8 protein-coding genes are annotated in these 12,147 nt (G+C 75.4%); 7 read left to right on the forward strand and 1 reads right to left on the reverse strand.

The window, feature by feature from the left end; translation table 11 throughout:
- Positions 1 to 16: 16 nt before the first annotated feature.
- The 4 genes from ACI78U_RS21455 to ACI78U_RS21470 all read left to right on the forward strand — a co-directional run bounded on the left by ACI78U_RS21455 (position 17) and on the right by ACI78U_RS21470 (position 6,536).
- The gene (locus tag ACI78U_RS21455; protein ID WP_456877425.1) at positions 17 to 1,888 is read left to right on the forward strand and encodes a methylmalonyl-CoA mutase family protein; all 1,872 of its coding nucleotides are present in this window, start codon (positions 17 to 19) and stop codon (positions 1,886 to 1,888) included.
- Positions 1,885 to 4,092, forward strand: a complete 2,208-nt coding sequence (gene scpA, locus ACI78U_RS21460) for a methylmalonyl-CoA mutase (protein WP_456877426.1) — start codon at positions 1,885 to 1,887, stop codon at positions 4,090 to 4,092. Before ACI78U_RS21455 ends, scpA begins: the two co-directional genes overlap by 4 nt.
- On the forward strand, positions 4,092 to 5,087 hold the full coding sequence (gene meaB / locus ACI78U_RS21465; protein WP_456877427.1) for a methylmalonyl Co-A mutase-associated GTPase MeaB: 996 nt from the start codon (positions 4,092 to 4,094) through the stop codon (positions 5,085 to 5,087). Before scpA ends, meaB begins: the two co-directional genes overlap by 1 nt.
- 141 nt (positions 5,088 to 5,228) lie before the next feature.
- Positions 5,229 to 6,536: an acyltransferase family protein gene (locus tag ACI78U_RS21470; RefSeq protein WP_456877428.1), complete on the forward strand. Its 1,308-nt coding sequence runs from the start codon at positions 5,229 to 5,231 to the stop codon at positions 6,534 to 6,536.
- A gap of 119 nt (positions 6,537 to 6,655) precedes the next feature.
- Here ACI78U_RS21470 and ACI78U_RS21475 read toward each other — a convergent pair whose 3' ends face one another.
- A complete protein-coding gene (locus tag ACI78U_RS21475) occupies positions 6,656 to 7,117 on the reverse strand; it encodes a gamma-glutamylcyclotransferase family protein (RefSeq protein WP_456877429.1) in 462 nt (153 codons plus the stop codon).
- 111 nt (positions 7,118 to 7,228) lie between these two features.
- Between ACI78U_RS21475 and ACI78U_RS21480 the strand changes: the two genes are divergently transcribed.
- The 3 genes from ACI78U_RS21480 to ACI78U_RS21490 form a co-directional block, all read left to right on the forward strand.
- The gene (locus ACI78U_RS21480) at positions 7,229 to 8,635 is read left to right on the forward strand and encodes an NAD(P)H-quinone dehydrogenase (RefSeq protein WP_456877430.1); all 1,407 of its coding nucleotides are present in this window, start codon (positions 7,229 to 7,231) and stop codon (positions 8,633 to 8,635) included.
- Positions 8,636 to 8,730: 95 nt separating this feature from the next.
- Positions 8,731 to 10,401: a hypothetical protein gene (locus tag ACI78U_RS21485; RefSeq protein WP_456877431.1), complete on the forward strand. Its 1,671-nt coding sequence runs from the start codon at positions 8,731 to 8,733 to the stop codon at positions 10,399 to 10,401.
- Between the two features lie 90 nt (positions 10,402 to 10,491).
- Positions 10,492 to 12,147, forward strand: a 1,656-nt coding sequence (locus tag ACI78U_RS21490; protein WP_456877432.1) for a reprolysin-like metallopeptidase, incomplete at its 3' end; no start/stop codon positions are given.

Raw genomic sequence — 12,147 nt, forward strand, 5'->3', positions numbered from 1 at the left:
CGCCGGGGGTTCGACGATGAACAGCCAGCAGACCGCGACACCCGGCGAGGACGAGGTCCCCGCCGAGCACGCCGTCCCCGACGAGCTGTCCCTCGCCGGCGGCTTCCCGGCCGTCGACCGCGACCGGTGGCGCGAGCTGGTGGCCGGCGTCCTGCGCAAGGCCGGCCGCGAGGAGCTGCCCGACCCGGTCGAGGACGCCCTGCGGCGCACCGTGGCCACCGGGGTCACCGTCGCGCCGCTCTACGACGCCGACGACGCCGGCGACCTGCCGGCCGCCGTCGGCGTGCCGGGACTGCCGCCCTTCGTCCGCGGGGCCCGCGCCGGCGCCGACCCCGACCGCGGCACACCGGCCGGCTGGGACGTGCGCCAGCGGCACGCGCACCCCGACGTCGCCGTCACGAAGGAGGCGGTCGCGGCCGACCTGGAGAACGGCGTCACCTCGCTGTGGCTGGTCCTCGGCGAGGGCGCCGTGCCGGTGGCGGCGCTGCCCGAGGTGCTCGCCGACGTCTACCTCGACCTCGCGCCGGTCGCCGTCTCCGGTGGCCCGGCTGCCGTGGAGGCGCTGCTCGCCCACGTCGACGGCCGCACCGACCTCGCACCCGGCGGCTCGCTGGGCCTCGACCCGCTCGGCGTGCACGCCGCCTCCGGCGAGGAGCAGGACCTCTCCGGGCTGGCCGGTCTCGCCCGCCGGGCGCCGTCGGGATGGCGCACCGTCGTCGTCGACGGCACCGTCTTCCACGATGCGGGGACCACCGCCGTCGAGGAGCTCGGCTGCTCGCTGGCCGCCGGGGTGGCCTACCTGCGGGCGCTGACCGACGGCGGCCTGGCGGTGGACGAGGCGTTCGCGCAGCTGGAGTTCCGCTACGCCGCGTCCGCCGACCAGTTCACGACCATCGCCGGCCTGCGCGCCGCCCGCCGGCTGTGGGACCGCGTCGGCGAGGTCAGTGGCGCCTCGCCCCGGGCCCGCGCCCAGCGCCAGCACGCGGTGACGTCGTCGGTGATGACGACGCGGCGCGACCCCTGGGTGAACATGCTGCGCACCACGGTGGCCTGCTTCGCCGCCGGCGTCGGCGGGGCCGACGTCGTGACCGTGCAGCCGTTCGACGCCGCGCTCGGCCTGCCCGACGCCTTCTCCCGGCGGATCGCGCGCAACACCCAGAGCCTGCTGGTGGACGAGGGGCACCTGGCCCGCGTGCTCGACCCGGCCGGCGGCTCCTGGTACGTCGAGTCGCTCACCGAGGACCTCGCCCAGGCGGCGTGGGCCTGGTTCACCGAGATCGAGCGGGCCGGCGGGCTGGCCGCGGCGCTGACGTCGGGGCTGGTCCGCGACCGGCTGGCTGCCGCCTGGGACGCCCGCGCGAAGCGGCTGGCCACGCGCGCCGACGCGATCACCGGCGTCAGCGAGTTCCCGAACCCGACCGAGGAGCTGCCCGATCGGCAGCCGGCCGCCGAACTCCGCCCCACCGGCGGGCTGCCGCGCGTGCGCGCCGCCCAGGAGTACGAGGAGCTGCGCGACCGCGCCGCCGCCGCCGCGGAGCGGCCGCGGATCTACCTCGCCACGATCGGGTCGGTCGCGCGGCACACCGCCCGGGCCACCTTCGCGGGCAACCTGTTCCAGGCCGGCGGCGTGGCCACCCCCGCCGGTGACGGGGCCTCCGGCCTCGCCGGCGCCGGGACGACGGTGGCCTGCATCTGCGGCACCGACGCCGACTACAGGGAGTCGGCCGCCACGCTGGCCGCGGACCTGCGGGCCGCCGGCGCGAGTTCCGTGTGGCTGGCCGGCAAGCCGTCGCTCGGGGTGGACGGCGTCGACGGGTACGTGTACGCCGGGTGCGACGCGCTGGCGGTGCTCCGGACGGTCCACGAGCAGCTGGGAGTGACGGCATGAGCGGCATCCCCGACTTCGGTTCCGTCGAGCTGGGCCGCCCGGCGGCGGGCGCCGGCGCCGACGACTGGGCGAAGGCGTTCGAGGAGGCGACCGGGCGCGGCGTCGGCGAGGCGACCTGGGAGACCCCCGAGGGCATCGCCGTCCCGCCACTGGCCACCCCGGCCGATCTGGCCGGGCTGGACTTCCTGCGGACCTACCCCGGCCTGCCGCCCTTCCTGCGCGGGCCCTACCCGACGATGTACACGACCCAGCCGTGGACCGTCCGCCAGTACGCGGGTTTCTCCACCGCGGCGGAGTCCAACGCGTTCTACCGGCGCAACCTCGCCGCCGGCCAGAAGGGCCTGTCGATCGCCTTCGACCTGGCCACCCACCGCGGCTATGACTCCGACCACCCGCGGGTGGTCGGCGACGTCGGCATGGCGGGCGTGGCCGTGGACTCGATCCTGGACATGCGGCAGCTGTTCGACGGCATCCCGCTGGACCGGATGACGGTGTCGATGACGATGAACGGCGCGGTGCTGCCGGTGCTGGCGCTCTACGTGCTCGCCGCCGAGGAGCAGGGGGTCGCCCCGAAGGAGCTGGCCGGGACCATCCAGAACGACATCCTCAAGGAGTTCATGGTCCGCAACACCTACATCTACCCGCCCCGGCCCTCGATGCAGATCGTCAGCGACATCTTCGCCTTCACCTCGCAGGAGATGCCGCGGTTCAACTCGATCTCCATCTCCGGCTACCACATGCAGGAGGCCGGGGCGACCGCCGACCTGGAGCTGGCGTACACGCTGGCCGACGGCGTGGAGTACGTGAAGGCGGGCACCGACGCCGGGCTCGACGTCGACGCGTTCGCGCCGCGGCTGAGCTTCTTCTGGGCGATCGGCATGAACTTCTTCATGGAGGTCGCCAAGCTCCGCGCGGCCCGGCTGCTGTGGGCCCGGCTGATGCGGGAGGCCGGTGCCCGGCAGGACAAGTCGCTGTCGCTGCGCACCCACTCGCAGACCTCGGGCTGGTCGCTGACCGCGCAGGACGTCTACAACAACGTCGTCCGCACCTGCCTGGAGGCCATGGCCGCCACCCAGGGGCACACCCAGTCGCTGCACACCAACGCCCTCGACGAGGCGCTGGCGCTGCCCAGCGACTTCTCGGCGCGGATCGCCCGCAACACCCAGCTGCTGCTGCAGCAGGAGTCCGGGACGACGCGGGTGATCGACCCGTGGGGCGGGTCCGCGTACGTCGAGAAGCTCACCTACGACCTGGCCCGGCGCGCCTGGGCGCACATCGAGGAGGTCGCCGAGCACGGCGGCATGGCGCAGGCCATCGACGACGGCATCCCCAAGCTGCGCATCGAGGAGGCCGCCGCCCGCACCCAGGCGCGCATCGACTCCGGTCGCCAGCCGGTGATCGGCGTCAACAGGTACCGGGTGGAGGCCGACGAGGCGATCGAGGTGCTGCGCGTCGACAACGCCGACGTCCTCGCCCAGCAGAAGGCCAAGCTCGAGCAGCTGCGGGCCTCGCGCGACGACTCCGCCGTCCGGGAGGCGCTGCGCCGGCTCACCGACGCCGCCCGCGCCGCGGCGGAGGGGCGCCGGGGGAGGGAACTGTCGTCGAACCTGCTCACGCTCGCCGTCGACGCCGCGCGGGCCAAGGCCACCGTGGGGGAGATCTCCGGCGCGCTGGAGGAGGTCTACGGGCGGCACGCCGGCCAGGTGCGCACCATCTCCGGTGTGTACCGCGACGAGGCCGGCCGCTCCGGACCCCTCGAGGAGACCCGCCGGCTGACCGCGGCCTTCGAGGAGGCCGAGGGCCGCCGTCCCCGGATCCTGGTCGCCAAGATGGGTCAGGACGGCCACGACCGCGGGCAGAAGGTGATCGCCACCGCGTTCGCCGACCTCGGCTTCGACGTCGACGTCGGCCCGCTGTTCCAGACGCCGGAGGAGGTCGCCCGGCAGGCGGTCGAGGCCGACGTGCACGTCGTCGGCGTCTCCTCGCTGGCCGCGGGCCACCTGACGCTGGTGCCGGCGCTGAAGCAGGCGCTCGCCGACCTCGGGGCCGACGACGTGCTGGTCGTGGTCGGTGGGGTCATCCCGCCCGACGACGTCCCGCGGCTGCGGGAGATGGGCGCGGCCGCCGTGTTCCCGCCCGGCACGGTCATCGCCGACGCGGCGCAGGAGCTGCTGCGGACGCTGTCGCAGCGACTCGGGCACTGATGCCCGCTCCCGACGTCCCGGCGCTCGTCGAGGGGGTGCTCGGCGGGGACCGCCGGGCGCTGGCCCGCGCGATCACCCTGGTCGAGTCGCGCCGTGCCGACCACCGCGAGCGCGCGCAGGAGCTGCTGGTCGAGCTGCTGCCGCACGCGGGGGGAGCGCGACGGGTGGGCATCAGCGGGGTGCCCGGCGTGGGCAAGTCGACCTTCATCGACCAGCTCGGGGTGGACCTGACCGCGGCCGGTCACCGGGTCGCGGTGCTCGCCGTCGACCCGTCGTCGGCGCGCTCGGGCGGGTCGATCCTCGGCGACAAGACCCGCATGGCCCGGCTGGCGGTCGACCCGCGCGCGTTCATCCGGCCGGCCCCGACCGCGGGCACGCTGGGCGGGGTGGCGCAGGCGACGCGCGAGTCGATGGTCGTCGTCGAGGCCGCGGGCCACGACGTCGTGCTGGTCGAGACCGTCGGCGTCGGGCAGTCCGAGGTCACCGTCGCGGAGATGGTCGACTCCTTCCTGTTCCTCACCCTCGCCCGCACCGGCGACCAGCTGCAGGGCATCAAGCGCGGCATCCTCGAGCTCGCCGACGTCATCGCCGTCAACAAGGCCGACGGGCCGGCCGCCGCCGACGCGCGCAAGGCCGCCCGCGAGCTGGCGGGGGCGATCCGGATGCTGCGCGGGCACGACGAGCAGTGGACGGTCCCGGTGCTCACCTGCGCCGGGCTGACCGGCGAGGGCCTGGCCGAGGTGTGGGGGAAGCTGGTCGAGCACCAGGACCGGGCACGGGCGTCGGGCGCCTTCGACGAGCGGCGCCGCGCCCAGCAGGTGCGCTGGACCTGGCAGCTGGTGCGCGACGGCCTGGAGCACCGGCTGCGGTCGCACCCCGCCGTCCGGGCGTCGGCGCCCGGGCTGGAGGAGGCGGTGCTGGCCGGCGAGCTCACCCCGGCGCTGGCCGCGCGACAGCTGCTGGAGACCTTCACCAGCGACCCCACGCGCCCCTGACGACGCTGCTCTCGGGACCCGTCCGTCACACACACCGCAGACGTGTCCTGGCGCGTCCTGCACGTCCCGGTGAGCGGCAGGACTCCCGTCTAGCGTCGGCCCGAGTCGACCGGGGGAGGTCCCGGCGGGACAGGAGACACGGTGCGGCACGACGGGCAGCGGACGGACGACGGTCGGCTGAGGGCACTCGACGGGCTGCGCTTCGTCGCCGCTGCCGCGGTCGTTGCCTTCCACTACACCGGTCGGGACAACGTCAGCTGGGCGGAGAGCGTGCGGCAGGTCTTCCCGACCCTCAGCCGGTTCACGCTCTACGGCGGCTTCGGCCCCTACCTGTTCTTCATGATCAGCGGCTTCGTGGTGCTCATGAGCGCCTGGGGCCGCCCGGTCCCCTCGTTCATCGCCTCACGCGTCGGCCGGCTGTTCCCGGCCTACTGGGTCGCCGTGGTCCTGACCGCGACGGTCCTGCTGCTCGATCCGCGGGTGCTCCCCGAGGTGTGGGAGCAGCTCGGCCTCTCCGGGGTCCTGGCCAACCTCTCGATGACCCAGCAGGCCTTCGGTATCGGCAGCGTCGATGGGGTCTACTGGACTCTCTTCGTGGAGCTGAAGTTCTACCTCCTGCTGGTGCTGCTCGGTCTCTACGGCCTCACCCGTGAGCGGGTGCTGGTGCTGTGCATCGCCTGGCCGATCGTCGGGGCGTTCGCCGCCCAGGCCCGAGTCGACCTGCTCGTCACCCTGCTCGAGCCCAACTACGCGCCGTTCTTCTGCATCGGCATCCTGCTCTACCTGGTCCGGCGCCATGGCTGGAGCGCCGTCACCGGTCTGCTCCTCGGCTTCAACTTCGTCACCGCTCTGTGGGTGTGCTCCTCGTACTACATCCCGTGGTCAGCCTCGGTCGCCGGCGCGAGCCCCTCCTTCCGTGGGCTCGCCCTGCTCCTCAGCCTGTGCATCGCCGCCCTCGCGCTGGTCACGCTGACTCCGGTCGCACGGCTGGACTGGCGCTGGCTGACCGGCCTCGGCGCACTGACCTACCCGTTGTACCTCCTGCACCAGAACATCGGCTGGGTGCTGCTCTTCAACCTGGCCCCGCGGATGTCTCCGTACGTGGCGCTAGCGCTCGTCACCGCGCTGATGCTGGTCCTCTCGCACCTGGTGCACCGGTTCGTCGAGCAGCCGCTGGGCGGGCGGCTGCGCCGGGCGGTCGAGCGCGACCTGGGGCTGGCCCTGGCCGAGCGGACACCGCGCTCCGCGGGAACTCGGGTGCGCGCTGCCGTCACCGATGCCGTGACCACCTCGGTCCCGGTCCCGGCGGGACCGGACACGGTGGTCACGCCGCGGCTGCGGCCGCAGGACGTGGGCCCCCGGCCGCCGGTGTCCCCGCGCCGACAGGCCGCCGCGTACGGCGATGCCCGGAGGAACGCCGGGACCCGGTCCGCTGTGCGGGTGGGCTGAGGACGTCTCCGGCCTCGGCGACGGTTGCTCGAGACCCAACAGGGGACTGCGACCTCGCAGGCCGCACGGGCGCTCCCGCCGGCGCCGCAGGCGTCGTGGCGTCCTGACGCCCCGACCGGTCAGGGGCCGGTCGAGCGGCAGTCGCGGGCGCGCAGGTCCGCGAGGTAGTCGTCCGGGGCGCCGGCGGCCTCGGCGGCGTCGGCGATCGCGCCCAGCGCCCGGGCCGAGGGCAGGCCGCCCTCGAAGGCGTCGAGGGCGTAGACGTAGGCGACGACGTCGCCGCCGAGTGTGTGCACCCGCAGGTTGAGCTTGCGGTACAGGCCGCGGTCGGCCCCCTCCCAGGCGTCGAGCTCCCGCTCGTCGGCCGACGTGAGGTCGTAGAGCGCGACGAAGACGCCGGGCGCGTCGGGGTCGTCGGCCGGGACGAGGGTGGCCAGGGCGCCCTCCCAGCCCAGCTCCTCGGCGCCGAAGGTCAGCCGCCAGCCGCGGATCCAGCCGGTGCCCACGTGCGGGGAGGACGGGCAGCGGCGCAGCATCTGGGCGGGGTCCATGTTGGACCCGTAGGCGGCGTAGAGACCCATCGCCGGGGAGCCTACGGCCGGTGTGGCCCGCGCGACCCGTGAGCCTGCCGACACCGTGTGCCCGGCCTGGGACGATGGGAGCGCACCCCGTTCCGCGACGCAGGAGACCCCATGACCCGCATCGTCATCATCGGCGGCGGCCCGGCCGGCTACGAGGCCGCGCTGGTGGCCGCCTCGCTCGGCGCGCAGGTCACCGTCGTGGAACGCGACGGCCTCGGCGGGGCCAGCGTGCTCACCGACTGCGTGCCGTCGAAGACCCTCATCGCCGCCGCCGGCACGGTGACCTCGGTCCGCGACTCCTCGGTCCTCGGCATGCGCGGCACCGACCTGGCCACCGTCGGCCTGGACCTCCCCACCGTCAACGCCCGGGTCAAGGGGCTGGCCGTGGCCCAGTCGGCCGACATCCACGCCCGGCTCGTGGCCGAGGGCGTCGAGGTCCTCAGCGGGCAGGCCCGGCTGGCCGACACCGCCCGCGGTCTGGTCGAGCACCGCGTCGAGGTCCTCGACCGCGACGGCGCCGTCACCGGCACCCTCGAGTGCGACGTCGTCCTCGTCGCCACCGGCGCCGACCCCCGCGTGCTGCCCGGCAGCGAGCCCGACGGCGAGCGCATCCTGGACTGGCGCCAGCTCTACGACCTCGAGGAGATGCCCGAGCACCTCGTCGTCGTCGGCTCCGGCGTCACCGGCGCGGAGTTCGCCTCGGGCTACCTGGAGGCCGGCGTGCCGGTCACCCTCGTCTCCTCCCGCGACCAGGTGCTGCCGGGCGAGGACGCCGACGCCGCCGACGTCATCGCCGAGGTGTTCCAGGCCCGCGGCGGCCGGATCGCCGAGCGCAGCCGGGCGGCCAGCGTCACCCGCACGGAGAAGGGCGTGCTGGTCGAGCTGACCGACGGCCGCACCGTCGAGGGCTCGCACGCGCTGATGACCGTGGGCACGGTGCCCAACACCGCCGGGCTGAACCTGGAGGCGACCGGCGTCGAGCTGAGCGAGTCCGGCCACGTCGTCGTCGACCGGGTCTCGCGCACCAACGTGCCGGGCATCTACGCCGCCGGCGACGTCACCGGCGTCTTCCAGCTGGCCAGCGTCGCGGCGATGCAGGGCCGGATCGCGATGTGGCACGCGCTCGGCGAGGCGGTGCAGCCGATCCGGCTCAAGACGGTGTCGGCCAACGTCTTCACCCACCCCGAGATCGCCACCGTCGGCGTCCAGGAGAAGACGCTGCCCGAGGGCCACGACCTCGACGTCGTCCGGCTGCCGCTGGCGACCAACGCCCGGGCCAAGATGAGCGACCTGCGCGCCGGCTTCGTGAAGCTGTTCGCCCGCAAGGCCACCGGCGTCGTCGTCGGCGGCGTCGTCGTGGCGCCGGGCGCCAGCGAGCTGATCCTGCCGATCGCGCTCGCCGTGACCAAGGGGCTGACCGTCAGCGACCTGGCGCAGACCTTCGCGATCTACCCCTCGCTGTCGGGCTCGATCACCGAGGCCGGCCGGAGGCTGATGGGGGCCGACGCGCTGGCGTGACCCCCGGGGCGCCTGTGACGGGGCGCCTGTGACGGGTGGAACGGGCGGGGTCCCGATGGTGCGCACGGGACACCGGACCGCCGATGCCGGGAGGGATGCACGCCTCCCGAGTCCTGACGCGGTCGCTGGCCCTGGCCGGTGCCGTCGTCGCGCTGTGCGCCGGCCCGGGAACGGCGGCGCAGGCCGACGACGCCGGTGCCACCACGGTCGTCGGGGAGCTGGTGCAGGCCTGGCCGGAGACCCCGCTCGAGGGCCGGCACGCGGAGGAGTCCCACGCCGAGCCGCTGACCTTCGTCGAGGGGGCCGACGGGTCCTCGGTGCGCGTGCCGACCGACGCCGTGGCCGGCATCGGCGTCGGCTCGACCGTCGAGGTCACCGTCGGCGGCACCACCGGCGACGAGGCCGGGGAGGACGGCTTCGAGCCGGCCCACGAGGTCCTCGACACCCAGGTGCTCCGGGCCCCGCGGCCGGCGACCACCGTGCCGGCCGGCTCGGTGACCAACCAGGTCACCGTGGCCATGGTCGTCCCGGCCGGCGGCACCCCGGACCGCGCCGCCCTGGCCGACGTCGTGGACACGGTCAACGGCGAGGTCGCCGGCTTCTGGTCGGAGCAGACCGGCGGCGCGGTCACCGTCGGCGTCACCGCCGCCCACGACTGGATCAGCACCGCCGCCGGCTGCAGCGACCCCACCGCCCTGTGGGACGAGGCCGCCGCACGCGTCGGCTTCCAGGCCGGACCGGGCCGGCACCTGCTGCTCTACGTCACCAGCCAGCCGGAGGACCTGCCCGGCTGCTCCTACGCCCTGGGCCAGGTGGGTACCGGGACCGCGTCGGGCGGGCGGCTCTACGTCCGCGACGACAGCGCCTCGCTCATCGCCCACGAGCTGGGCCACAACTTCGGCCTGGGCCACTCCAGCGGCCTGCAGTGCGACACCGCCGTCGAGACCGGCCACTGCCGCACCGCCGCCTACCGCGACTACTACGACGTCATGGGCGCCTCCTGGGACCGCCTGGGCAGCCTCACCGCCGCCCAGGCCGCCCGGCTCGGCGCGCTGCCCCCCGCCGCCACGCGGGCCGCCGGCCCCGGCACGACCACGGCGACCCTGGCCCCGCTCGGCGGCGGCGCCGGCACACGCGCGCTGCGCCTGACCGACACCGCGGGCACCGACTACTGGCTCGAGTACCGGACCGCCGTCGGCCGCGACGACTGGCTGGCCCGCGACAACCGCTACCGGCTCGACAGCGGCGTCCTGCTGCGCCGGTCCGGGGCGCTCCCCGACACCTCGCTGCTGCTCGACGGCAGTCCCTCGCCCGGGGCCGGCTGGGACGCCGACCTGCAGGCCGCGCTGGTCCCGGGCGTGCCGGTCGCCGTCGCCGGCGGGCAGTTCACCGTCACCGTCGACGCGGTCACCCCGACCGGTGCCGCCGTGACCGTGGTGCGCGGGGCCGAGGTCCCGGTGCCGGCGCCCTCGGTGGCGACCGCCCCGGCACCGACCGAGCTGTCCGCGGGCGGCACGGCGGCCCCGGGCCGGTCCGCGACCGCGCCCGTCCGCATCGAGCCGGCTCCGGCGCCGGTGGTGCCCGCCGCGGCGCCGGCCGAGGTCCCCGCGCCGGCAGCTCCCGCAGCCCCGGCGCCGGTCGAGGCCGCGGCCACGCAGCCGGCCGGCCGCTCCTGGACCACCCCGGCGCTGGCCGCCGGCGGCGTCCTGGGCCTCGGCGGGGCGGTGCTGGCCGGGCGCCGGGTCCTCCCGCGGCGGCGGGGCTGAGCTCCCTCCGCCGAGGGGTCCAGTTCCCGCGCGGACGCGCCGATGCAGAGGCGAGCGCCGCTCACCGACGCCCCTGACCTGGAGTCCCCCGTGCCCCTCGCCTCCCGCCCGCGGCCCCTGGCGGCCGCGGTCCTCGCCGCCGTCACCGCACCGCTGCTGCTGGCCGGCCCGGCCGCCGCCGAGGAGCCGGCTCCGGGGGACACCGTCGTCGGCGAGCTGGTGCAGGCCTTCGCCGACCCGGAGCACGCGGACCACACGCCCGGCGCCCCTGCCGAGGACGCCGGGGACACGCTGCTGAGCTGGATCGACACCGGGGACGACGGCTCCGTCCGCGTCCCCACCGAGGACGTCGCCGACATCGAGGCGGGCGCGACCGTCGAGGTCACCGTGGGCCGCGAGGTCCGCGACGAGGCGACCCTGGAGCAGGACCTGGCACCCGCCCGTGACGTCGTCGACGCCCAGGTCGTCGCCCCGGCCGCGCCCGCCGCGGCCACCGTCCCGCCCACCAACGCGGTGACGGTGGTGATGGTGCAGCCGGGTGGGGCGCCGCGGGACGGCGCCACGCTGGCCGACGTCGTCGCCGCGGTGGACGGGCCGGTGCGGGACTTCTGGCGCGAGCAGACCGACGGCGCGGTCACCGTCTCGGTAACGCGCAGTCGCGACTGGACCGCCACGGCGGCCGACTGCCGCGACCCCCTGGCCCTGTGGGAGGAGGTGGCCGGCGCCGTCGGCTGGGCCGGCGACCCGGGTGCGCACCTGCTGCTCTACGTCCCTGCGAACGCCCCTTCGTGCGCCTACGGCCTGGGCACGATCGGCTCGGGCATCGGCGATGGTGGCCTGGTCTACGTGCGGGACACGTCCACCTCGGTGATCGCCCACGAGCTGGGGCACAACTTCGGCCTCGGCCACGCGTCGGCGGTGCAGTGCGATGCCTCCGCGGAGTCCGCCCCGTGCCGGACGGTCGAGTACTGGGACTGGTACGACGTCATGGGCATCTCCTGGGGCGCGGTCGGCTCGCTCAACGCCCCGCACGCCGCGCGGCTGGGGGTGCTGCCCGCTTCGGCACGGGTGTCCGTCTCATCCACCGGGGCCGGCGGCACCTACACGCTGGCCCCGATGGGGAGCCGCAGCGGTGTCCGCGTGCTCGCGTTGCAGTCGGGGTCCACCCGTTACTGGGTGGAGTACCGCGGCGCCGTGGGCCGGGACGGTTGGCTGGCCGACCCGCGGCAGAGCCACGGCCTGGAACCGGGGGTGCTCGTGCACGTCGACGGGCCGGGACCGGGAGGCGACACCTCGTTGCTGTTGGACGGCACTCCGTCGGGCCAAGGGGACTGGGACGTCGACGACCAGACCGTGCTGCCCGTGGGCAGCCGCCTCCTGCTGGGCGGCGGGTTGTCGGTCGGCGTCGCGAGCACGTCCTCGTCGGGTGCGACGGTCAGCGTGCAGACGGCCGGCGGCCCCGCGGCGTCCCCGATCGCGGACCGGTACCGCCAGCTGGGCGGGGCGAGCGGCCGGCTCGGTCCGCCTGTCACCAGCGAGCGGTGCGGTCTGCGGGACGGGGGGTGTCTGCAGGAGTTCCAGGGTGGATCCATCTACTGGACGCCGGCTACGGGTGCCCACGCGATCGACGGGGAGATCCGGGCCCGGTGGGGTTCGTTGGGCTGGGAGAACGGCTGGTACGGCTATCCGGTGGCCGGTGCGCGGTGCGGTCTGCGGGACGGGGGGTGTCTGCAGGAGTTCCAGGGT

This window comes from Geodermatophilus sp. SYSU D00710 (assembly GCF_054050195.1).

What these genes read in the sequence shown, in the direction of transcription:
- ACI78U_RS21455 (WP_456877425.1), top strand. Translation starts at nt 17, where the DNA reads ATGAACAGCCAGCAGACCGCGACACCCGGCGAGGACGAGGTCCCCGCC.
- scpA (WP_456877426.1), top strand. Translation starts at nt 1,885, where the DNA reads ATGAGCGGCATCCCCGACTTCGGTTCCGTCGAGCTGGGCCGCCCGGCG.
- meaB (WP_456877427.1), top strand. Translation starts at nt 4,092, where the DNA reads ATGCCCGCTCCCGACGTCCCGGCGCTCGTCGAGGGGGTGCTCGGCGGG.
- ACI78U_RS21475 (WP_456877429.1), bottom strand. Translation starts at nt 7,117, where the DNA reads ATGGGTCTCTACGCCGCCTACGGGTCCAACATGGACCCCGCCCAGATG.
- ACI78U_RS21480 (WP_456877430.1), top strand. Translation starts at nt 7,229, where the DNA reads ATGACCCGCATCGTCATCATCGGCGGCGGCCCGGCCGGCTACGAGGCC.
- ACI78U_RS21485 (WP_456877431.1), top strand. Translation starts at nt 8,731, where the DNA reads ATGCACGCCTCCCGAGTCCTGACGCGGTCGCTGGCCCTGGCCGGTGCC.